We start from the raw sequence: 20,095 nt of genomic DNA on the forward strand, positions 1-20,095 counted from the left end.
TCACACCGCCTCCGTCGTGCCGATGATCCGCACGCAGAGCCGTTCGTCGGGCGAGCCGTCACCGGTCAGTTCCCCGCGGGCGATCACCTTGTCGCCCACGCAGATTTCGACCCCGTCCTCGATCGCCTGATCCAGCATCAGCACGTCGTCGGCCCGCAGGACGGACAGTTGCGCGACCGTCTGCCGGGACCTGCCCAGCCGGACGGTCACCTCGACCATGATGTTGTCGGTATCGATCAGGTGTTTCAGCGTGTCCATGTCGGCTTGTCCTCCTTGAGTTCCGCCAGCAGCGCGCGAATGTCCTCGGTGATCTGTCGGGGTGACAGCTCGATGCGGCCGCCCTGAAGCGACAGGCTGATCCGGTCGCTGTCGATATCCTCGACCTCGACCCCATCGATGCCCTCGGCGGCCAGGCAGCGTTCGACAAGGCCGCGCAGGCGCGGGCCGCAGGCGATGCGGGCGCGCAGGGGTGTGGCCAGCCGGGCGAGGCGCGAAAGCTCTTCGCGCAAGGCGGTTTCCAGTCGCTGGCTTTCGCCGGCCGGGGTCAGGCTGCCGACGATCGCATCCAGGACCGGCGCAAGGGCGGTGACGGCCTCCTCGCGCAACGCGGCCCGCCGCGCGCTGTCGTCGATCAGCGCATGGCCGAGGCGTTCAAGCCCGGCGGCCAGATTGCGCATCTGTTCATCTTCGCGACGCGCCAGCCCTTCGGTGAGGCCCCGGGCATAGGCCTGATCGAGGTCATCCGGGCCATAGACCGTGCCGGCCGCAAGGCCGGGCTGGGTGGCGGAAAATGATTCCAGCTTGAACAGGGCAAAGGTCATTGCGCAGTCTCCTTGTTCTTGATCCATCCGCCGAGGATCTTGGCGCTTTCCTCGTGCCGGTCGCGCATCATGCTGCGCAGGCGGGCCACCGGATCGGCCGAGGGCAGTGAAAGCTGCTCGGGGCGTTGCGGCTCGGCCGCGATCAGCCTTGCATCCTGCCCGGCTGCCGGATCGTCGCTGTCGATCGTGCCGGTCACAGCCTCTTGGACCGGGGTGCTGTCATCCAGCAAGGCGGCGGGTGGCGCCTGCACCGCCGCGCGCTGGCGCAGCATGGGGCGCAGGACAAGGGCCACGATGGCCAGAGCGAAAAGCCCGACCAGCAGGGTGCGCAGCAGGCTATCCAGCCTCAGCCGGTCCAGAAGGCCCGGCTGTGCAAGGGCACCATTCTCGCCGAGGGCTGCGAAGGGCAGGGACTTGACCGTGATCTGGTCACCGCGCGCCTCGTCGAAGCCGACGGCCGTTGCGACCAGTTCCCGCAGCGTCTCAAGCTCGGCCTCCGGGCGGGGCACAAGCTGCGCGTCGCCCTGGGCATCGGTTTCCACCACCCCGTTCACCAGCACCGCGACGCTCAGACGCCTGGTGGCACCCGGTTGCCGCGAGACCTCGCGCATGATCTGGCTGACCTCGTAATTGGCCTGCTGGCGGTTCTCGGACCGCGAGGCCTGCGAACTGTCGCCCTGGGCCTCGTCTGCATCGGGCAGGTTCGAGGCGGCGGTCACGACGCCCGAGCCGGTCGAGTTGCTTTGATCCGAGGTTTCCTCGGTCACCTGCGAGATCAGCGCGCGCTGATCGGGGTCAAAGCGCCGTTCGGTCAGCAGTTCGGTCTCGGTGACCAGATCCAGGTTCAGTTCGACGATCGCATTGCCGACGCCGACATGGGGTTCAAGGATGCGCTCGACATTGCGCTTCATCTCGTTGGCGCGGTCAAGGCCGTCCGCATCCTCGCTGGGCGAGATGATGCCGCGCCGGCTGTCGATGACGGTCACGCTGTCGGGTTTCATCCCGGGAACGCCCGACGACACCAGATAGCGCAGGGCCGATGCCTGTTCAGGGGTGATCTGCTGGCCATTCGTGGTCAGCGTGACCGACGCGCTGCCGGTGAAATCGCGGCGGTAGCCGCGGCCATTCTCGACGGCCAGGTGAACACGCGCGGATTGCACGTTCGGCAGCGCGAGGATCGTGCGCGCCAACTCGCCTTCCTTGGCGCGCCAATAGGCGGCGTCGAACATCTGCGAGGTGGTGCCGAATCCGGACATGCCGTCCAGCAGCTCGTAGCCCGCACTGCCGGTGGCCGGCAGGCCTTGCGCGGCCAGTTCCATGCGCAGCCGGTCGCGCTGCCTCTCATCGACCCAGATCGTGTCGCCGCGCACTTCGTAGATCACCCCCGCGCGTTCGATCCCGGCGATGACCTCGCCCGATTGCGCGGAATCCAGCGCGCCATAAAGCATGGCCATGCCGGGGCGGCTGGCTAGCCAGCCGAAGGCCGCGACGGCAAGGAAGGTGGCAAGAAATGCCGCCGCGAGGATGGTCTTCTGTCGAGAGCTTCGCTCGGTCCAATAGTCCTGCAGTTTTTGCAAAACCCGCCCTTTCGAATCAGCGTCATTGTTTCGTCAGGACCCTGATGACACGGCGGCGATTAATATTTGGTTAGTCGCAAGCTGCTATCTCGGTCCTGTCACGACGGAGAATCACGATGTCCGCAGCAGCCGAAATTCCCGACCAGGAACCGCCGAAAGGAAAGCGGAGGCTTGTTCCCCTGCTGGTCGTGCTTGTCCTTGGCGCAGCTGGTTTCGCCTCGACCTTCTTGGGCCTCTGGTCACCGGCTGCGTTGCTGGAAACGGTCTCGGATCGCGGGGCGGCCGAAGCCGCGCCGGAGGTGGTGTTCGTGGATGTCCCGCGGATCGAACTGAATATTCCGGGCGGCCGCGGGCGGGTTCTGGTGCTGTCGACTTCGATCGAAACCGATCAGGCGCAGCAGGGCGAGATCCTGCACCTGATGCCGCGTGTCAGCGACGCCTTCGCCACCTTTCTGTCGGGTATCGATCCGGGCGCCTACGACAAGCGCGGCGTGCTTGAGATCATCCGCGGCGAGTTGCTGACCCGGAGCCGATATGTGCTGGGCGAAGCGCCCGTGAAAGACCTGTTGATCACGGAGTTCCTGATCAGATGACCATTGAAACCATCCTCCAGGCCGCGCTGGTCGTGGCATCGGTCGGGCTGGCCGCCTTCTGCCTGATGCTGGCGCGCAGGCTTCGCCGCCTCAACGACTTGGAAACCGGACTTGGCGGCGCGATCGCCATCATGGCCGCCGAGGTGGACCGCCTTGAAAAGGCGATCCGCTCTGCCCGGGAAGAGGCGACCGAAGCCAGTGAAGGCCTTGCCGCCGAGATTTCGCAGGCACGCAAGGAACGGGCGCTGTGGGAGTTGCGGCAGCGTATTGGCGCGGCGGCGCAGACCGAACCGGCAGCGAACCTGCCGCGCCGGCTGCGCAAGCGGAAAGAGGTGTCCGGTGTCTAGATCAATCTTGCCGCTGCTGGCTCTGACCTTCTCGATTCCGGCGGCGGCCATGCTGTGGCAGTCGCAGGACCTGTCGCGCGTCTTTGCCGCATTCGCCGCCCCCAGCGGGTTGTTGCAGGGATGCGGTGACGTTCCCGAAGCCGTGGCCCTGGCGGAAGAACTGCGCGACCGCGCGCTGCGCATCGAGCGCTATATGGCGAGTATCGACGCCCGCAAGGAGGAACTGGTCGAAGCCGAGACCACCCTGCGCCAGCGGCTGTCGGAACTGAAGGCGCAGAAGGGGGGAACCCGCTTGCGCCGGGACACCGCATCCGAGGCGGTGCGCCAGGATATCGATCGGCTGGTGGCGGTCTATGATCAGATGAAGCCCGCCGAGGCGGCGGCGGTCCTGACCAACCTGCCGGCGGATTTCGCGGCCGAGATCCTGATGCGGGTCCGCCCCGAGACCGGCGCGCGGATCATCGCCTCGGTCGAACCGCGTCAGGCGGCGTTGCTGACCGCCCAGATGGGCGCGCGCAGCGTCCGCAAACAATAGGGAGCGATCGGCATGTTCGGCTTTGTGGGCATTTTCCTGACCGTCGCCATGGTGTTCGGGGGATATCTTCTGGCGGGCGGCAAGATGGGGGTCATCACCCATGCCCTGCCTTTCGAGATGATGATGATCGCCGGTGCGGCGATCGGTTCGTATCTGCTGTCGAATGACAGCCATGTGCTGAAGGCGACCCCGGGCGGGCTGGTCCGCGCGTTCAAGGGGCCGCGCTGGACCGCGCAGGATCATCAGGACGTGCTGTGTCTGATGTTCCAGCTGCTGAAGATCGCGCGCGAAAATCCGGTGGCGTTGGAACAGCATATCGAGAACCCGGGCGAATCGCCGATCTTCGCGGCTTATCCGCGGCTTCTGGCGGATCACGATGTTGTCTCGCTGATCTCGGACACGCTGCGCTCGATCAGCCTGAACTATGACGATCCCTATCAGGTCGAGGAAATGCTGGCGCGCCGGATCGCGATCCTGCGCGAGGAGGAGATGCATATCCCGCACGCGCTGCAAAGCGTGGCCGACGCGCTGCCCGCACTGGGTATCGTCGCGGCGGTTCTGGGCGTCATCAAGACCATGAGCGCCATCGATCAGCCGCCCGAGGTGCTGGGCAAGATGATCGGCGGGGCACTGGTCGGAACCTTTCTCGGCGTGTTTCTGGCCTATGGGTTTGTCGCGCCGCTGGCCAACCGGCTGGGGGGCGTGGTCAAGCAGGACATGGGCTTTTACGATGTCATCAAGTCGGTGCTGATCGCCGGCCTGCACCAGCACGCCACCAATCTCTGCGTCGAGGTCGGCCGGCAGGCCGTGCCCGAACACGTCCGTCCCAGCTTTGACACGCTGGAATCGGCGTTGCGAGACCTGAAGAAGGCCGCGTGATGTTGCTGCCGACGCTGTTCCTGCTGATGGAGGGGATGGGTGATGCCGCAACCGCCATGTCGCCCGAGATGACCGCCTTTGCGGACGAGGCATCCGCCTGGGTGCTGGAGGGGAAAAGCCTGCCGCCGGACTATCGGGTCCGGCTGTTGCGCATGGAGCCGGCGGTGCGGCTGCAACTGATCGTGTTTCTGCGGCGGGCCGGGCTTCTGACCGATACGGCGTGGAGCCTTGAGGACATTCTGAGACCGGCCGTCGCTTCGCAGGAGGGCATCGAATGAAAGCCATCGGTGCTGTCGGACCGAAGGCCAGTCGGCTGCTGGACGCGCCGCTGCTGGTCACCGGAGGCCTTGTCCTCATCGTCATCTCGCTGGTCATCCCCCTGCCGCCGGGGCTTCTGGACCTGGGCATCGCGCTGTCCATCGCCACGGCGACGCTGGTCCTGGTCATGGCCTCGCTGGTGGACAGGCCGACCGATTTCCAGGCCTTTCCCGTCCTTCTGCTGGTCAGCCTCGTCATCCGCCTGTCGCTGAACGTGTCCTCGACCCGGCTGATCCTGACCGAGGGGCATACCGGCACCGAGGCGGCGGGGCAGGTCATCAACGGTTTTGCGAATTTCGTCGCGGGCGGATCGCTGCTGGTCGGGCTGACGGTCTTCGCGGTGATCTCGGTGGTGAATTTCATGGTCATCACCAAGGGCTCGGGCCGGATGGCCGAGGTGGCCGCGCGATTCGCGCTGGATTCGCTGCCCGGCAAGCAACTGGCCATCGACGGCGATCTGAACGCCGGCGCCATCGACCATCAGGAGGCTAAGCGCCGCCGCATCCAGGAACAGCGCGAGATCAGCTTTTTCGGCTCGCTCGACGGCGCCTCCAAATTCGTCAAGGGCGATGCCATGGCCGGCATCGTGATCACGCTGATCAACCTGCTGATCGGGCTGAGTGTCGGTGTCCTCGCCCACGGCATGGAGATGGGCGAGGCGGTGAAGACCTATTCGCACCTGACCATCGGCGACGGGCTGGTCAGCCAGATCCCGGCGCTGATCACCTCGATGGCCGCGGCGCTGCTTCTGTCGCGGGGTGGGGCGACCGATACGACCGCCGATCTGATGTCGCGTCAGTTGACCCGCGACTGGCGGCCCGCGGCGGTCGTGGCCGGGGCGATGACGCTGATGTCCTTCGTGCCCGGCATGCCGCGCCTGCTGTTCATCATGCTGGCCCTGGCCCTGGCGGGCTTCGCCCTGCACCTCGCGCGCCGGCAGGCGGTCGAAGCCGTGCCGGACGACGCGCCGCCTGTCGAAGCCGCAGCGCGACCGGCGGCCCGGATCGGCGACGTGCTGGATACCGATGACATCAGCGTCGAGATCGGCTCTGACCTGATCGTGACGGCGCTGGATCAGGCGCGCGGTCTTGGCAGCCGGATCAGCAACCTGCGGATCCACATCGCGCGCGGCTATGGGCTGATCCTGCCGGATGTGCGGATCACCGACACGGACGAACTTCCTCCCGGCGATTACCGGATCCGTGTGCATGGCGTCGTGCGTGGCCGCGGCACGCTCAGGCCCGGCGAGGTCTTGGCCCTTGGGCCGGATCGGCTGCTTGAGCAACTGGCCGGGGCAAGCGTGCGCGAGCCGGTCTATTCCAGCCCGGCGCGCTGGATCTCGCGCGACGATCAGGACGAGGCGGTGCTGACCGGGGTGACCGTGGTGACCCCGATGGAGGTGCTGTCGACCCATCTGATGGAGGTGGTGAAGGCCAATCTCTCGGCCCTGATGACGCTGGCCGCCATGCAGCGGCAGCTGGACGAGATGAAGTCGCTGTCCGATCCCGGCCGGGCCGAGCGCAATCGCCGCTATCTGGACAGCATGATCCCCGACAAGGTCAGCCCCGAGCACCTGCTTGCGGTGCTGCGCGCCCTTCTGGAAGAGCGTCTGTCGATCCGCAACCTGCCCCTGATCATCGACGCGATCTACGAATTCCGCGGGATCGACTCGATCGAAACCGTGTACGAACTGGTTCGCAAGCGGCTGCGCGCCCAGATCACCCAGCAATATTCGGACGAGAGCGGCAGGGTCACGGCGCTGCAACTGCATCCGGCCTGGGAGGCCGAGTTCGTCCGCGCCGATGCCGAGACGGGCCGCGACGGGGGCGGGGCGCTGACGCCGGCTCTGTCGCACAAACTGCTGGAGGCGACGCGCCGGGGGCTGGCGATCCTGCAGCCAGGACTGCGAACGGTCATCGTCACCCCGGACCACCGGCGGCGGATGGTCCGGGCGGTGCTGGGGTCGAACGGGATCGCCGTGCCGGTGCTGGGGCTGGAAGAGATCGACCCAGCGGTCGACCTGCATCTGGTCGGCACCATCGAGGCCGCCTGATGTGGGATGAGATAGCGGCCCGCGTCCCCGGGCTCGATTGGCGCCTGGTGCTGGTCTATCTTCGGGCGCAGGCCTGTATCCTGATCCTGCCGGGGCTTGGGGAACGGCTGATCCCGGCCCGGGTCCGCGTCGGGGCGGCGATGGCCGTTTCACCGCTTCTGGCGGGGTTGGTCGCGCCGGTCGCCGCGCCGGACGGCACGATTGCGATGCTTGGCCAGGCCGCGGGCGCGATGATCGTCGGGCTGGCGGCCGGCGGATTGCTGCGCCTGCTGGCGCTGGCGCTGGACATAGCGACCACTGCGATCGCCGCCACCGCCTCGCTGTCGCAGATCATCGGGGTCCAGAACGAGGCCGCGCCCCATCCGATCGGCAACATGCTGCATCTGGGCGGCATGGCCGTGCTGATGGCCCTGGGGCTTCCGGTCATGCTGGTGCAACTGATCGCGGACAGTTTCGTGCTCTGGCCGGCCGGCGGCTGGCCCTCTGTCGACATGCTGGCCCCTGCGGCGGTGCGAATGGTCTCGGACAGTTTCCTGCTGGCGATGATGCTGGCCGCGCCCTTCACTCTGGGAGGTTTCCTGTTTCAGGCCCTGTCCGGGGTGGTCAACCGGGTCATGCCGGCACTGCCGGTGGTCTTCATCGGCTCGCCCGGATCGATCCTGCTGGCCCTGGCGGCGCTGGCGCTGCTGGCGCCGATGCTGGTCGGGCTTTGGGCCGATGCGGTGCTTGATTTCACCCTGCCGAGGTCGGGATGAGCGAGGAAAACGACGACAAGCCCTTCGAGGCGACCGAACAGAAGCTGCGCAAGGCGCGCGAGCGCGGCGATGTTCCGCGATCGACTGAACTGAACGCCGGGGCGATGTATCTGGGCGCATGGCTGGCCTTTGCCGTCGGGGCGGGTTTCGCGGTGCAGCAATGGCTCAGCATGGCCAGCCGCGCGATGGGGGCCGAGGGCTGGCCGGTCGAGCCCGTCTTTGCCCTGGCCGGTGCCCTGGGACGCTATGCCGGGATGGCGCTGATCGGGCTGATCCTGATACCGACATTCGCCATCGCCGTCGGGCTGATTGCACAGCGCGCGCTGATCTTTGCGCCGCAGAAGCTGGCCTTCGACGTGAACCGGATCAATCCGGTGAAGACGGCGGGGCAGAAATTCGGCGTCTCGGGGCTGATGACCTTCGCCATCTCGCTGGGGAAGGCCGCGCTGGTCTGCGTCGGCGGGTGGTATCTGTTCTCGTCCCATCTCGACCGTCTGGCGGGAAGTGCCATGACCGGCGGTGCCTGGGTCGGGGAACTGGGGTTTCTGCTGGCGCAGGTGCTGCTGTTGGCGGTCGCCGTCTCGGCGGTTTTCGCGGTCCTCGACATGCTGTGGAAATGGTTCGACCACCGTCGCAAGAACCGGATGACGCGCAAGGAGATGCTTGATGAACACAAGGATGCCGAGGGCGACCCGCATCTGAAGGCGGCGCGGCGCCAGCGGGCGGTCGATCTTGCGATGAAGCAGATGCTGGCCGATGTGGCGCGGGCCGATGTGATCATCGTCAATCCGACGCATTATGCCGTTGCTCTGGAGTGGAAGCGCGGCAGCGGCCGGGCACCGGTCTGCCTGGCGAAGGGCACCGACGAGGTCGCCGCCCGGATCAGGGATCGCGCCCGCGAGAGCAAGGTGCCGATCTGGTCGGACCCGCCCTGCGCGCGCGCGATTCACGCCACCGTCGGGATCGGGGAAGAAATCCGGCACGATCATTTCGCCGCCGTGGCCGCCGCGATCCGCTTTGCCGAAAAGATGCGCGAGAAGGCCCGTGCGGGATGGTAGCCGACCCGCGCAAGCTAGCCGCGCTGCAACGCATCGCCCGGTTGAAGGCCGAGCGCGAGTTGAAGAAATTCGCGGCCTTCAGCGCCCATATGGCCGCCGCCCGGCAACGCGCGGAGGCGTTGCAGGCAGCACTCGATCAAAGCTATCGCAGCACCGCGCCGCTGAATGTCGCGGCGGCGCGGATGGCCAATGCCCAGGCCGGCCGGGCCGCCCGGGAGCTGCAACGGGCCGATCAGGAAATCACCCGGATGACGCCCCGTTTCGAGGCGGCGCGGAAGGATGCCGCGCGCGAATTCGGTCGCGCCGAGGTCCTGCTGGAACTGGCCCGCCGACAGATGCACGAGCGGTTGAAAACGCGTTTCTAGGAGGTTGGGTGCTGCTGCCCGGCAAGGGGTGGGCGCGGGTCGCGCTCGCGACGCCGACGGGTTTCGCGCGCGACAGGTTGCCCGGATAGGCATTAGACAGAGCCCCGGTGAGGTGCTAGGGAACTCCGCAGCCATTCGAGGAGCAGCGTGATGCCCAACACCAGCCAGCGTGCCGATGCAGCAGCAAGCCGCGATGTCTGGACGGTCGAGGACGCCCGCGCGGTCCATGACCTGCCCTTCATGGAACTGCTGTTCCAGGCCCAGACCGTCCATCGCCGGCATTTCGATCCGAACCGCGTGCAGATGAGCCGGCTTCTGTCGATCAAGACCGGCGGCTGCCCCGAGGACTGCACCTATTGCAGCCAGTCCGCGCGCTATGATTCCGGGCTTTCCGCGTCGAAGCTGATGGAGGTCCAGCGCGTGATCGCCGAGGCCAGGCGTGCCCGTGACGCGGGCGCCACGCGCTATTGCATGGGTGCCGCATGGCGCAGCCCGAAAGAGCGGGACATGGCGCAGATCGTCGCCATGGTCGAGGGCGTCAAGGCCCTGGGGATGGAGACCTGCATGACGCTGGGCATGCTGAACGGCGATCAGGCGCGGCGCCTGAAGGCGGCGGGGCTGGACTATTACAACCACAATATCGACACCTCCGAGGCGCATTATTCCAACGTGATCACGACGCGGAGCTTTGCCGACCGGCTGGATACGCTGGCGCATGTGCGCGACAGCGGAATCAAGGTCTGTTCGGGCGGGATTCTGGGGCTGGGCGAGGGGGCGCAGGACCGGGTCGAGATGCTGGTGACGCTGGCGAACCTGCCCGAGCCGCCCGAGAGTGTGCCGCTCAACATGCTGATCCCGGTCGAGGGGACGCCACTGGCAGACGCCACGCCGGTCGATCCGATCGACTTTGTGCGCGTCATCGCCACGGCACGGATCATGATGCCGGAAAGCCATGTCCGGCTGTCGGCGGGCCGGACCGAGATGTCGGACGAGATGCAGGCGCTGTGCTTCTTTGCCGGGGCGAACTCGATCTTCGTGGGCGATACGCTTCTGACCAAGGACAATCCGGGGGAAGATCAGGATCTGCGGCTGTTCGCGAAGCTGGGCCTGCAGCCGATGGAGGTGCACGAGCACATGCCCGCGCCCGCCATGCCGGCCAGGCCGCGTGATGCCGAACCGGCAATTCCGATCCTGCGCTAGGCCGCCCGAACTCCGGACTTCTGAGGGTGTCTGACCGAAGATGAGCAGCGCCGACCGGCTGAAGCCCTATCGCGAGAACCTGGAGGGGCTGACCCGGCAGGGCCGCCGGCGTGGGCTGGCCGGACGGCAGGGGGTGGATTTCGCGTCGAACGACTATCTGGGTCTGGCCCAGTCGCCACGGTTGGTCGATGCCGTGCGGCGGGCGCTGGATGACGGCGTGCCGGTCGGGGCGGCGGGATCGCGGCTTCTGCGCGGAAACACCGCCGCGCAGGAGGCGTTCGAAGAGAAGGCGGCGCGGCATTTCGGGGCAGAGGCAGCACTGGGGTTCGGCGGCGGCTATGTGGCGAATTTCGCGGCCCTCACGACCTTGCCGCAGCGGGGCGACCTGCTGCTGATGGACGAGCTGTCGCATGCCAGCACCCATGAAGGTGCGCGGGCGGGGCGCGCCGCCGTGCAGAGCTTCCGGCATGGCGATGTGCAGCACGCAGCGGATGTGATCGCCGCGTGGCGGCAGGCCGGAAATCGCGGCGCCGTGTGGATCGCGGTCGAAAGCCTTTACAGCATGGATGGCGATATCGCGCCGCTGGATGATCTTGCCGCGCTGGCCGATGAGCATGGCTTCCTGCTGGTGGACGAGGCTCATGCGACCGGCATCTACGGGCCGGATGGGCGCGGCCTTGCGCATGCGCTTGAAGGGCGCGGGAATGTGCTGACGCTGCATACGCTCGGCAAGGCGATGGGGGGATCGGGGGCCCTGCTGTGCGGTGCCGGCTGCCTGGTCGATTTCATGGTCAATCGCTGCCGTCCGTTCATCTTTGCGACCGCGCCCTCGCCGCTGATGGCGGCCGTCGGCAGCGAGGCGCTGGATATCCTGCGCGAGGAGGCATGGCGACGCGAGGATCTGCAGGGGCATGTGCAAGCCTTCGGCGAGGAATTGCGCCGGCGGCTGCCGCACCTGCAATTCAGCGGCAGCCAGATCGTGCCGCTGATCGTCGGGCCGGATGTGGAAACCATGGAACTGGCGCGGCGGATACAGGAGCGGGGCTTCGATGTCCGGGGCATACGCCCCCCGACCGTGCCCGAGGGCACCTCGCGGCTGCGGATTTCGCTGACGCTGAACGCGACGCGGGCGGATGTGATCCGGCTGGCCGAGACCCTGGAGGAATTGTGGCCCGTTTCGTGATCACGGGAACCGGGACCGATATCGGCAAGACGGTCTTTGCCGCCGGGCTGTGCGGGCTGATCGGCGCGGATTACTGGAAGCCGGTGCAATCCGGGCTGGCCGGGAATTCCTTGGGGCCGATCCGCGCCGAATCCGGATGGGTCGCAGGGTCTGCGCCGCAGCCGGGCAGTGATGCGGCTGAGGTCCGGCACATGTCAGGGGCGCGCGTGCATCCCGAAACCTGGCTGCTGCGCGAGCCGCTGTCGCCGCATCGGGCGGCGGAACTCGAAGGGGTCGAGATCGATCCCGGCGCCCTGATGCCTCCGCCGGCCGACCGGCTTGTGATCGAGGGGGCGGGGGGCGTGTTGGTGCCGTTGACGCGCCGGACCCTGTTTGCCGACCTGTTCGCCGAATGGCAGATACCGGTCATCCTAGTTGCGACGACCGGGCTGGGCACCATCAGCCACAGCCTGACCGCGCTGGAAAGCCTGCGGGCGCGGCGGGTGCCGGTGCATGGCGTCGCCTTCGTGGGCGAGGACAATCCCGATAACATGGCGACCATCGGCCAGATCGGCGTGGTGAAGGTGCTTGGGCGGTTGCCGCGGCTGGTGCGGCTGGATCGCGAGACCCTTTCGACCGCGATGCAGGCGAATTTCGACCCGGAGGATTTCGGATGAGCGCGGTCTGGCACCCGTTCTTTCAGCACGCGACCGAGCCACAACCGCCAATGGCCGTGCGGACCGAGGGCGCCTTCATCGAGACCGCCGATGGCCGGCGGCTCTTGGACGGGATCGCAAGCTGGTGGGTGGTCACCCATGGCCATCGCCAGCCCGAGATCGTGGCCGCGATCACCGAGGCCACGGCACGGCTGGATCAGGTGATCTTTGCCGGGTTGACCCACCAGCCGGCCGAGGACCTGGCCGAGGCGCTGATCGGCATGGCCCCGAAGGGGCTGAGCCGGGTGTTCTTCAGCGACAGCGGCTCGACCGCGGTCGAGGTGGCGCTGAAGATGGCACTGGGATACTGGCGGCACGCGGGCGATGGGCGGCACCGGATCGCGGTGATCGAGGATGGCTATCACGGCGACACCATCGGCACCATGAGCGTGGGTGAACGCGGCGTCTTCAACGCGGCCTATGACCCGCTGATGTTCGCGGTTGATCGGCTGCCCTTCCCGGCGGGGGACGGGGCCGCGACCCTGGCTGCATTCGAGGAACTGGCCGCGAGCGGACACATGGCGGCGCTGATCCTCGAGCCGCTGGTGCAGGGCGCGGGCGGGATGCGGATGTACCGGCCGGAGGTGCTGGCCGGATTGCGCGCCATTTGCGACCGGCATGACGTGCTGCTGATCGCCGATGAGGTGATGACCGGCTGGGGCCGGACCGGGCGGCTATGGGCCTGCGATCACGCCGGGATCGCGCCGGACATCCTGTGCACCAGCAAGGGCTTGACCGGCGGCGTGGTGCCCTTGGCTGCGACACTGGCCAGCGAGAGGATTTTCCAGGCGCATTCCTCGATCGACCGGCGGCGGACCTTTTACCATTCCTCCAGCTATACCGCGAACCCGATCGCCTGTGCGGCCGGACTGGCTCAGGTGCGGCTGTGGCAGGCCGAGCCCATGCAGGCGCGGCTGGACGCGCTTGGCGCGATGCAGGCCGAACGGTTGGCCCGGCTCCGCGGCGATGACCGGTTCGAGAATCTGCGGCAATGCGGCACCATTGCGGCGATGGACCTGAAGGTGCGCGACGGCGGCTATCTGGCCGAGACGGGGCCGCGGATGCGGGCGCATTTCATGGCGAATGGCGTGCTGCTGCGGCCGCTTGGCAATACCGTCTATGTGCTGCCGCCCTATTGCGCGACCGGCGAGGATCTCGATCTGGCCTATTCGGCCATCGCCTCCTTCGCGGGCTGAAGGTCCAGATCGACCCAGACGAGGCGATGGTCCGAGGCCTGTGCGACGGCCTCGGCCAGGGGATCGCCCGGGGCGGGCCACAGAACGCCGCTGCCGGTGACGGACAGGGCGAGGGCCGGCAGGATGTAATCGACACGCAGATTGCCGGGCGCCTCATCGTCGAAATCGCCGGTATCCAGCGCCGGATCGCCACGGTGACGGGCATTGGCGCCGGTCTGCGGCGGCTGCCAGGCGCCGCGCGGTTGCGGATCCTGCGCGTGGTCCAGCAGCGCGGTCAGCGCCTCGGCGCGGCACTCGCCGTCAACCGGGTCGAGGTTGAGCGTGCCGATAAGGACGAAGGGCGCCTCGGGCAGGTGGCGCAGCCAGAAGGCCGCCTCGTCATGGTTGCGGCGGCCGTTGCGGTCCTCGTCCCCGTCGAAGACCGGCGGCGTGGCCGACCAGGCCAGCAGGCGCACGGGACCGGACGGGGTCTGCGCCGTCACGTCCCAATGCGCGGTCGAGGACAGACGCTGGATCGCCGCGATCTCGGGCGCGGTGTCGGGCATCAGGTTGCCGGGCAGATCGCGCCACAGCCGGTCGCTGTAGTCGATCACCGGCCCCAGCGGCAGGCGCGACAGAACCGCCATGCCGTTCTGGCCGGTGAACTGGCCCCAGCCCTGCGCGTCATCCGCCTCGCCCCGCCTGCCGTCGCCATCCAGATCCAGCCCGGCGGCCATGCCGCTGTTCGGCCGGGCGGCAAAGCGATGCGGCATCGCGTGGCCGGCCTGCGCCAGCGTCTCGGAAAAGGCCTCCAGTGCGCGGCCGTCGTGATCCCAGTCGATCCCGGTCAGCAGGATCACATCGGGCGCGGCCGCCGCGATCACCCGCGCCGCGGCCAGCACCTGCGGGTCACCCTTGCGGATATCGCGCAGCAGCAGCCCCGGCCCCTTGCGCGAAAGGCCGGGATCCCAGGTGGCGATGCGGATGGGATCGGCCGCCGCACCCGAACCGGCGGCGGCCGACAGCAGCAGGGCAAGCGCCGCGGGTCTCAGACCCAAGGGCGGGCCTGCGCCATCCGGTCCTCATAGCTGTCGATCGCCGGCGCCTTTTCCATCGTCAGCCCGATATCGTCGAGGCCGTTCAGCAGGCAATGCTTGCGGAACGGGTCGATGTCGAAATGAAACTCCTGCCCGTCGGAACTGCTGACTGTCTGGTTTTCCAGATCGACCGTCATGCGGGCATTGGCGCCTTTGCGCGCGTCCTCCATCAGCACGTCCACCGCCTCTTGCGGCAGCACGATCGGCAGGATGCCGTTCTTGAAACAGTTGTTGAAGAAGATGTCGGCAAAGCTGGTCGAGATGACGCAACGGATGCCGAAATCCAGCAGGGCCCAGGGCGCATGTTCGCGCGAGGAGCCGCAGCCGAAATTGTCGCCCGCGACGAGGATCCGGGTCTGGCGGTAGGCCGGCTGGTTCAGCACGAAATCGGGCGTCTCGTTGCCGTCGCGGTCATAGCGCAACTCGTCGAACAGGTTCACGCCCAGCCCCGAACGCTTGATCGTCTTCAGGAACTGCTTAGGGATGATCATGTCGGTGTCGATATTGACCAGCGGCATGGGGGCCGCGATGCCGGTGATGGTGGTGAACTTGTCCATGTCGGTCCTCGGGTGATTGGGTCTGGTCGGCCGCGCCGGCCTGCTGTTAGGCTGCATGCGGCGGCAGGGTGATACTGGTGTTGGTATGCAGGGTTTGATGGGCTGCGTGGCGGGGGCGTGGCAACCGCGGATCGGCGATCCGAATGCCACGGGCTGGCTGACCGTGATGGCCTATCTTCTGTGTTTCGTGCTGGCGGTACAGGTCTGGCGCAGGCTGAAGGCGCGGCCGGGCCGGGGCTTCTGGGTCCTGATCGCGGTCTTGATGCTGCTTCTGGGGATCAACAAGCAGCTTGACCTGCAAAGCGCGCTGACGGCCCTGGGGCGCTGCATGGCACAGGCGCAGGGCTGGTACGATGTCCGCCGCCCCGTGCAGATCCTCTTCATCGCTGGCTTGCTGATCGTGATGCTTCTGGCCTTTCGCGCCGGGCTGCGGGCGATGCGCGGCCAATTGCGCCAGAACGGCGTTGCCTTTCTGGGGCTGGTGGTCCTCTGCGCCTTTGTCGCCGTCCGCGCGGTGGGCTTTCACCTCGTGGACGGGCTGATCGGGCAGCAGGTCCTTGGCATCCCGGCCAATTACCTGTTCGAGAATGCGGGCCTGCTGCTGATCGCGCTGAACGCCATCGCGCTGCTGCGGCACGGCTGACGCCGCCCCGCATCTGCCGGTCCCCTCGGGTCGAAAGGCGGGCATCGCCGCCTCAGACCGTCGCGGCCATGAATGCGCGGATATCGGTCAGCCGGCCCGTCACCCCGGCCGCCGCCGCCATGGCCGGCGACATCAGATGCGTCCGGCCCTTGTAGCCCTGCCGGCCCTCGAAATTGCGGTTCGAGGTCGCGGCACAGCGTTCCTCGGGGGCCAGCTGGTCGGGGTTCATGCCAAGGCACATCGAGCAGCCGGCCAGCCGCCATTCGAAGCCGGCATCCTTGAAGATCTGGTCCAGCCCCTCTTCCTCGGCCTGGGCGCGCACGAGGCCCGAGCCGGGCACGACCATGCCGCGCACGCCGGGGGCCAGCTTGCGGCCACGCAGGACCTCGGCCGCGGCGCGCAGATCCTCGATCCGGCCATTGGTGCAGGAGCCGATGAAGACCGCGTCGATGGCGATCTCGGTCAGCGGCGTTCCCGAGGTCAGGCCCATATAGTCGAGGCTGCGCCGTGCCGCCTCGACCTTGCCGCCCGAGAAGCTTTCGGGCGCCGGCACCGAGGCGGTGATCGGCAGCGCGTCCTCGGGGCTGGTGCCCCAGGTGACGGTGGGGGCGATATCCTCGCCGCGCAGGGTCACGACCTTGTCGAAATGCGCGCCCTCGTCGGTCTTCAGCGTCCGCCACCAGTTCAGCGCGGCCTCCCATTGTGCGCCCTTGGGGGCGTGGGGGCGGCCCATGACATAGGCGAAGGTGGTCTCGTCCGGGGCGATCAGGCCGGCGCGGGCACCGCCTTCGATCGCCATGTTGCAGATGGTCATGCGACCTTCCATCGACAGGTTGCGAATGGCCTCGCCACCATATTCGATGACATGGCCGGTGCCGCCCGCCGTTCCCGTCTCGGCGATGATCGCCAGAACCACGTCCTTGGCGGTGACGCCGGGGGCGAGGCGGCCGGTGATCTCGACCTTCATGTTTTTCGATTTCTTCTGGATCAGCGTCTGGGTGGCCAGCACATGCTCGACCTCCGAGGTGCCGATGCCATGGGCCAGCGCACCGAAGGCGCCATGCGTGGCCGTGTGGCTGTCGCCGCATACCACGGTCATGCCGGGCAGGGTCCAGCCCTGTTCGGGGCCGACGATATGCACGATCCCCTGCCGGATGTCGTTGACCGGATAGTAATGCACCCCGAATTCGCGGGCATTGCGGTCCAGGGCATCGACCTGGATGCGGCTTTCCTCGTTGTCGATGCCCTTTTCGCGGTCCCAGGTGGTCGGCACGTTATGGTCGGGCACGGCGATGGTGCGTTCCGGGGCACGGACCTTGCGCCCGGTCATGCGCAGCCCCTCGAAGGCCTGCGGGCTGGTCACCTCGTGGACCAGATGCCGGTCGATATAGAGAAGGCAGGTGCCATCGTCCTGACGGTCGACGACATGGGCGTCCCAGATCTTGTCGTAGAGGGTCCGCGGCGCGGAGGCGGCATCGGGTTGGGTCATGGCTTGCTGGCTTTCGGCTGTGATGCTGTGAATTTGGGGCCGGGGGCGCGGTCGATCAACCGCCGCCCGCTCAGCCGCGCGCCGTCACGCAGAGCGCCTCGCCGAAGAAACGCGAGGGCAGCCGCGCGCGATCATGGATGTCGAAATAGATGAACCCGGGCATGGGTCCGTCTTTTACGATTCTTTCGGCGCCAAGGCAATATCGCCGGGGCCTTGCGAGACGGACGGTTGCAGGCTTTGATTGCAGTCGGGGAGGAGTGCGGATGGAACAACTGGACCCGGAGGTGATCAATGCCGCACAGGGGCTGTGGTATCGTGTCCAGCTGTTCATCGACACCCTTCTGATCCCCTCGCGCATCTATCAGCTGCCGGCCATCGCCGGGCTGGTGCTGTTGTCATGGCTGATCGCGCGTTTCCTGTCGCCACGGCTGACCGACTGGCTGCGAACGCGCGAGAACTGGCCGAAATGGCGGCTGCGGCTGGGCCTGCTGATCGACCGGCGGCTGACCCTGATCATCTTCACGCTGCTCAGCTGGGCGGTGGTGCTGGTCATGCGCGAGGTGACCTATTCCTTCCGCAGCCAGGTGATCGAGCTGACGGCGACCATCGCCACGGCATGGGTCGGGATATTCTTTCTGGCGCGGGTCATCCTCAACCGGTTTCTGCGTCGGATCGTCAGCTGGGCGGCATGGATCTGGGTGACCCTGCACCTGCTGGGGCTGACCGAGCCGGCGGCGGCCTTCCTCGAAAGCCTCGCGCTGAGCATCGGCGATTTCCGCCTGTCGCTGCTGACCGTCATCAAGGCGCTGGCGATCACCGGGCTGATGATCGGCGGCGCACGGGTGCTGTCGCGGCTGATCACCGGGCGGCTGTCGCAGAACGAGGACATCTCGCCCACCATGCGGGTGCTGACGGCGAAGCTTCTGCAGATCGTGCTGTTCAGTCTGGCGGTGATCGTCGGGCTGAAGGCGGTGGGCTTCGATCTGACCGGGCTGGCGGTGTTTTCGGGCGCGGTCGGCGTCGGCCTTGGCTTCGGACTTCAAAAGGTCGTGTCCAACCTCGTCTCGGGCGTGATCATCCTGCTGGACAAGTCGGTCAAGCCCGGCGACGTGATCAGCCTCGGCGACACCTTCGGCTGGATCGAGGAACTGGGCGCGCGCTATGTCAGCGTGGTGACCCGCGACGGCAAGGAATACCTGATCCCGAACGAGGATCTGGTGACCGGGCAGGTGGTGAACTGGTCGCATACCAACGATTTCGTGCGGCTGGACCTGAGATTCGGCGCCTCTTATGCCGACGATCCGCACGAGGTCAGCAAGATCGCCATCAATGCCGCCCTTGGCGTCAAGCGGGTTCTGGCGCATCGCAAGCCGGTCTGCTGGGTGACCGGCTTCGGCGACAGTTCCGTCGATTATGTGCTGCGTTTCTGGATCGGGGACGCCTCGGGCGGGCTGACGAATGTGCGCGGACAGGTGTTCCTGGCGCTGTGGGATGCGTTCCAGGAACATGGCGTCTCGATCCCCTTCCCGCAGCGCGAGGTGCGGCTCTTGAACGACGATTCCGTGCTGCATCGCGGCGAAACTTCGCCCTTGCAGGATCGTGTGGCCGGCAAAGATTGAGATGGGCCGAAAAAATGCTATCTTATAGGCACCCCTGCGCCGGGGGCGATCGGCGCGCAGACTGGAGGATATGACCCTGTCTCAAGACGCTTTGCCGGCCGGAAGGCCGGCTGCGACCGCTTCGGGCGAAGGGCTGGACGATGGCCAGCATCTTGCCCGTATCCTGTCCTCGCTGGAAGACGACAAGGCCGAGGACGTCGTTACGATCGATCTGCGCGGTCGGTCGGCCATGGCCGATCACATGGTGATCGCATCGGGCCGCAGCGCGCGTCAGGTCGGCGCCATCGCCGAGCATCTGGCCGAAAAGGTCAAGGCGGCGACGGGCAGCACCCCGAGAATCGAGGGCAAGGATGCCGGCGACTGGGTGTTGATCGACACCGACGATGTCATCGTGCATATCTTCCGCCCCGAGGTGCGCGAATTCTATCAGCTGGAAAAGATGTGGATGCCCGCCGACGCGCTGAGCCGTGTGCGCGAGGCCTCGGCAGGCCCTGCCAACTGACGGAATGCGGATCGATATCGTCGCCGTGGGGCGGCTGAAGAAGGGCCCCGAGGCGGCGCTGGTCGCGGATTACCTTGACCGGTTCGCCAGAACCGGTCGCAGCCTTGGCTTTCCCGCCGTGACCGTCCACGAGGTCGAGGACCGGCGTGGCGGTGGCATGGCAGCCGAGGCGGAACTGCTGGCGCGGGCGATTCCCGCCGGTGCGGCGCTGGTCGTGCTGGATGAGCGGGGGGCGCAGCCGACCTCTCCTGAATTCGCGGCGCGTCTGGCCGGGTTCCGCGATGCCGCCCGCGATCTCTGCCTTGTGATCGGCGGCGCCGACGGGCTGGAGGCGGGGCTGCGCGACCGGGCCGAATGGCAGATCAGCTTCGGGCGCATGGTCTGGCCGCATCTGCTGGTCCGGGTGATGCTGGCCGAGCAGCTTTATCGCGCGGCGACGATCCTTGCCGGCTCTCCCTATCACCGGGCGTGATGCACAGGCCCGGCAGGGGCAGTTGCCCGTCGCTGCGCATCTCCGCGTCGAGGAGGTCCATGCGGACGATGCGGCGGCGGTTATTTCGCGGTGATGCCGGGAAGATCGCCGGGCCGCGGTTGTCGGCCTGCCTGCGGGGGCGTAACAAGGCGCAAAATATGA

At 67.1% G+C, this 20,095-nt stretch carries 23 protein-coding genes; 17 read left to right on the plus strand and 6 right to left on the minus strand.

Going from position 1 to position 20,095, the window contains the following annotated elements; all coding sequences use genetic code 11:
* From KNW02_RS00580 to fliF, 3 genes are read right to left on the minus strand one after another with little or no spacing between them, the layout of a single operon-like run.
* Positions 1–258 carry a FliM/FliN family flagellar motor switch protein gene (locus KNW02_RS00580; RefSeq protein ID WP_216031305.1) on the minus strand — a complete coding sequence of 86 codons (258 nt, stop codon included), beginning with the start codon at positions 256–258 and terminating at the stop codon, positions 1–3.
* Positions 246–821, minus strand: a complete 576-nt coding sequence (locus KNW02_RS00585; protein WP_216031306.1) for a hypothetical protein — start codon at positions 819–821, stop codon at positions 246–248. The genes KNW02_RS00580 and KNW02_RS00585 overlap by 13 nt, the downstream gene beginning before the upstream one ends.
* Positions 818–2,398 (minus strand): flagellar basal-body MS-ring/collar protein FliF, encoded by a 1,581-nt coding sequence (fliF, locus tag KNW02_RS00590; RefSeq protein WP_216031307.1) that lies wholly within the window; start codon positions 2,396–2,398, stop codon positions 818–820. The genes KNW02_RS00585 and fliF overlap by 4 nt, the downstream gene beginning before the upstream one ends.
* Positions 2,399–2,514: 116 nt before the next feature.
* On the opposite strand from fliF, the gene KNW02_RS00595 reads away from it, so the two are divergent.
* From KNW02_RS00595 to KNW02_RS00655, 13 genes are all read left to right on the plus strand, one after another.
* Positions 2,515–2,991 (plus strand): flagellar basal body-associated FliL family protein, encoded by a 477-nt coding sequence (locus tag KNW02_RS00595; RefSeq protein WP_216031308.1) that lies wholly within the window; start codon positions 2,515–2,517, stop codon positions 2,989–2,991.
* The gene (locus KNW02_RS00600) at positions 2,988–3,338 is read left to right on the plus strand and encodes a hypothetical protein (RefSeq protein WP_216031309.1); all 351 of its coding nucleotides are present in this window, start codon (positions 2,988–2,990) and stop codon (positions 3,336–3,338) included. Before KNW02_RS00595 ends, KNW02_RS00600 begins: the two co-directional genes overlap by 4 nt.
* Positions 3,331–3,873, plus strand: coding sequence for a MotE family protein (locus KNW02_RS21185; protein ID WP_216031310.1), 543 nt, complete (start codon positions 3,331–3,333; stop codon positions 3,871–3,873). The genes KNW02_RS00600 and KNW02_RS21185 overlap by 8 nt, the downstream gene beginning before the upstream one ends.
* Positions 3,874–3,885: 12 nt before the next feature.
* Positions 3,886–4,752 (plus strand): flagellar motor stator protein MotA, encoded by an 867-nt coding sequence (gene motA / locus KNW02_RS00610; protein ID WP_216031311.1) that lies wholly within the window; start codon positions 3,886–3,888, stop codon positions 4,750–4,752.
* The gene (locus KNW02_RS00615; RefSeq protein ID WP_216031312.1) at positions 4,752–5,030 is read left to right on the plus strand and encodes a hypothetical protein; all 279 of its coding nucleotides are present in this window, start codon (positions 4,752–4,754) and stop codon (positions 5,028–5,030) included. Before motA ends, KNW02_RS00615 begins: the two co-directional genes overlap by 1 nt.
* Complete coding sequence (locus KNW02_RS00620; protein ID WP_216031313.1) at positions 5,027–7,123, plus strand: flagellar biosynthesis protein FlhA; 2,097 nt, start codon at positions 5,027–5,029, stop codon at positions 7,121–7,123. The genes KNW02_RS00615 and KNW02_RS00620 overlap by 4 nt, the downstream gene beginning before the upstream one ends.
* Positions 7,123–7,878 carry a flagellar biosynthetic protein FliR gene (locus KNW02_RS00625; RefSeq protein ID WP_216031314.1) on the plus strand — a complete coding sequence of 252 codons (756 nt, stop codon included), beginning with the start codon at positions 7,123–7,125 and terminating at the stop codon, positions 7,876–7,878. Before KNW02_RS00620 ends, KNW02_RS00625 begins: the two co-directional genes overlap by 1 nt.
* Positions 7,875–8,936 (plus strand): flagellar type III secretion system protein FlhB, encoded by a 1,062-nt coding sequence (flhB, locus tag KNW02_RS00630; RefSeq protein WP_216031315.1) that lies wholly within the window; start codon positions 7,875–7,877, stop codon positions 8,934–8,936. Before KNW02_RS00625 ends, flhB begins: the two co-directional genes overlap by 4 nt.
* On the plus strand, positions 8,930–9,301 hold the full coding sequence (locus KNW02_RS00635) for a hypothetical protein (RefSeq protein ID WP_216031316.1): 372 nt from the start codon (positions 8,930–8,932) through the stop codon (positions 9,299–9,301). Before flhB ends, KNW02_RS00635 begins: the two co-directional genes overlap by 7 nt.
* A 150-nt stretch (positions 9,302–9,451) precedes the next feature.
* Positions 9,452–10,501: a biotin synthase BioB gene (gene bioB, locus KNW02_RS00640; protein WP_216031317.1), complete on the plus strand. Its 1,050-nt coding sequence runs from the start codon at positions 9,452–9,454 to the stop codon at positions 10,499–10,501.
* A 40-nt stretch (positions 10,502–10,541) separates the two neighbouring features.
* Positions 10,542–11,684, plus strand: a complete 1,143-nt coding sequence (locus tag KNW02_RS00645; RefSeq protein ID WP_216031318.1) for an 8-amino-7-oxononanoate synthase — start codon at positions 10,542–10,544, stop codon at positions 11,682–11,684.
* Positions 11,669–12,340 (plus strand): dethiobiotin synthase, encoded by a 672-nt coding sequence (bioD, locus tag KNW02_RS00650; RefSeq protein WP_216031319.1) that lies wholly within the window; start codon positions 11,669–11,671, stop codon positions 12,338–12,340. The genes KNW02_RS00645 and bioD overlap by 16 nt, the downstream gene beginning before the upstream one ends.
* Entirely contained in the window at positions 12,337–13,575 is a 1,239-nt protein-coding gene (locus KNW02_RS00655; protein ID WP_216031320.1) for an adenosylmethionine--8-amino-7-oxononanoate transaminase, read from the plus strand. The genes bioD and KNW02_RS00655 overlap by 4 nt, the downstream gene beginning before the upstream one ends.
* Here the strand turns inward: KNW02_RS00655 and KNW02_RS00660 are convergent.
* Together KNW02_RS00660 and leuD are read right to left on the minus strand one after the other, a co-directional pair.
* Entirely contained in the window at positions 13,545–14,612 is a 1,068-nt protein-coding gene (locus KNW02_RS00660) for an endonuclease/exonuclease/phosphatase family protein (protein ID WP_216031321.1), read from the minus strand. The genes KNW02_RS00655 and KNW02_RS00660 overlap by 31 nt on opposite strands.
* A complete protein-coding gene (gene leuD, locus KNW02_RS00665) occupies positions 14,603–15,208 on the minus strand; it encodes a 3-isopropylmalate dehydratase small subunit (RefSeq protein ID WP_216031322.1) in 606 nt (201 codons plus the stop codon). The genes KNW02_RS00660 and leuD overlap by 10 nt, the downstream gene beginning before the upstream one ends.
* Positions 15,209–15,293: 85 nt before the next feature.
* Here leuD and KNW02_RS00670 point away from each other — a divergent pair, with 85 nt between their 5' ends.
* Positions 15,294–15,851 carry a hypothetical protein gene (locus KNW02_RS00670; protein ID WP_216031323.1) on the plus strand — a complete coding sequence of 186 codons (558 nt, stop codon included), beginning with the start codon at positions 15,294–15,296 and terminating at the stop codon, positions 15,849–15,851.
* 52 nt (positions 15,852–15,903) lie between these two features.
* On the opposite strand, the gene leuC is transcribed toward KNW02_RS00670, so the two are convergent.
* Positions 15,904–17,340 carry a 3-isopropylmalate dehydratase large subunit gene (gene leuC, locus KNW02_RS00675; RefSeq protein ID WP_216031324.1) on the minus strand — a complete coding sequence of 479 codons (1,437 nt, stop codon included), beginning with the start codon at positions 17,338–17,340 and terminating at the stop codon, positions 15,904–15,906.
* A gap of 263 nt (positions 17,341–17,603) precedes the next feature.
* Here leuC and KNW02_RS00680 point away from each other — a divergent pair, with 263 nt between their 5' ends.
* The 3 genes from KNW02_RS00680 (at position 17,604) to rlmH (ending at position 19,933) form a co-directional block, all read left to right on the plus strand.
* A complete protein-coding gene (locus KNW02_RS00680; RefSeq protein WP_216031325.1) occupies positions 17,604–18,959 on the plus strand; it encodes a mechanosensitive ion channel family protein in 1,356 nt (451 codons plus the stop codon).
* A 70-nt stretch (positions 18,960–19,029) separates the two neighbouring features.
* Positions 19,030–19,461, plus strand: a complete 432-nt coding sequence (gene rsfS / locus KNW02_RS00685) for a ribosome silencing factor (protein ID WP_216031326.1) — start codon at positions 19,030–19,032, stop codon at positions 19,459–19,461.
* A gap of 4 nt (positions 19,462–19,465) precedes the next feature.
* On the plus strand, positions 19,466–19,933 hold the full coding sequence (gene rlmH, locus KNW02_RS00690; RefSeq protein WP_216031327.1) for a 23S rRNA (pseudouridine(1915)-N(3))-methyltransferase RlmH: 468 nt from the start codon (positions 19,466–19,468) through the stop codon (positions 19,931–19,933).
* The last annotated feature ends 162 nt before the right edge of the window (positions 19,934–20,095 follow it).

This window comes from Paracoccus marinaquae (assembly GCF_018860165.1).
GTDB lineage: Bacteria > Pseudomonadota > Alphaproteobacteria > Rhodobacterales > Rhodobacteraceae > Paracoccus > Paracoccus marinaquae.

Bases quoted from the DNA above. Each gene is read 5' to 3' on its own strand.
- KNW02_RS00645 (WP_216031318.1), top strand. From the start codon at position 10,542: ATGAGCAGCGCCGACCGGCTGAAGCCCTATCGCGAGAACCTGGAGGGG.
- motA (WP_216031311.1), top strand. From the start codon at position 3,886: ATGTTCGGCTTTGTGGGCATTTTCCTGACCGTCGCCATGGTGTTCGGG.
- rsfS (WP_216031326.1), top strand. From the start codon at position 19,030: ATGACCCTGTCTCAAGACGCTTTGCCGGCCGGAAGGCCGGCTGCGACC.
- KNW02_RS00625 (WP_216031314.1), top strand. From the start codon at position 7,123: ATGTGGGATGAGATAGCGGCCCGCGTCCCCGGGCTCGATTGGCGCCTG.
- KNW02_RS00615 (WP_216031312.1), top strand. From the start codon at position 4,752: ATGTTGCTGCCGACGCTGTTCCTGCTGATGGAGGGGATGGGTGATGCC.
- KNW02_RS00580 (WP_216031305.1), bottom strand. From the start codon at position 258: ATGGACACGCTGAAACACCTGATCGATACCGACAACATCATGGTCGAG.
- KNW02_RS00670 (WP_216031323.1), top strand. From the start codon at position 15,294: ATGCAGGGTTTGATGGGCTGCGTGGCGGGGGCGTGGCAACCGCGGATC.
- KNW02_RS00595 (WP_216031308.1), top strand. From the start codon at position 2,515: ATGTCCGCAGCAGCCGAAATTCCCGACCAGGAACCGCCGAAAGGAAAG.
- KNW02_RS00600 (WP_216031309.1), top strand. From the start codon at position 2,988: ATGACCATTGAAACCATCCTCCAGGCCGCGCTGGTCGTGGCATCGGTC.
- rlmH (WP_216031327.1), top strand. From the start codon at position 19,466: ATGCGGATCGATATCGTCGCCGTGGGGCGGCTGAAGAAGGGCCCCGAG.
- KNW02_RS00585 (WP_216031306.1), bottom strand. From the start codon at position 821: ATGACCTTTGCCCTGTTCAAGCTGGAATCATTTTCCGCCACCCAGCCC.
- KNW02_RS00620 (WP_216031313.1), top strand. From the start codon at position 5,027: ATGAAAGCCATCGGTGCTGTCGGACCGAAGGCCAGTCGGCTGCTGGAC.
- leuC (WP_216031324.1), bottom strand. From the start codon at position 17,340: ATGACCCAACCCGATGCCGCCTCCGCGCCGCGGACCCTCTACGACAAG.
- KNW02_RS00635 (WP_216031316.1), top strand. From the start codon at position 8,930: ATGGTAGCCGACCCGCGCAAGCTAGCCGCGCTGCAACGCATCGCCCGG.
- leuD (WP_216031322.1), bottom strand. From the start codon at position 15,208: ATGGACAAGTTCACCACCATCACCGGCATCGCGGCCCCCATGCCGCTG.
- bioB (WP_216031317.1), top strand. From the start codon at position 9,452: ATGCCCAACACCAGCCAGCGTGCCGATGCAGCAGCAAGCCGCGATGTC.
- KNW02_RS00655 (WP_216031320.1), top strand. From the start codon at position 12,337: ATGAGCGCGGTCTGGCACCCGTTCTTTCAGCACGCGACCGAGCCACAA.
- KNW02_RS00680 (WP_216031325.1), top strand. From the start codon at position 17,604: ATGGAACAACTGGACCCGGAGGTGATCAATGCCGCACAGGGGCTGTGG.
- flhB (WP_216031315.1), top strand. From the start codon at position 7,875: ATGAGCGAGGAAAACGACGACAAGCCCTTCGAGGCGACCGAACAGAAG.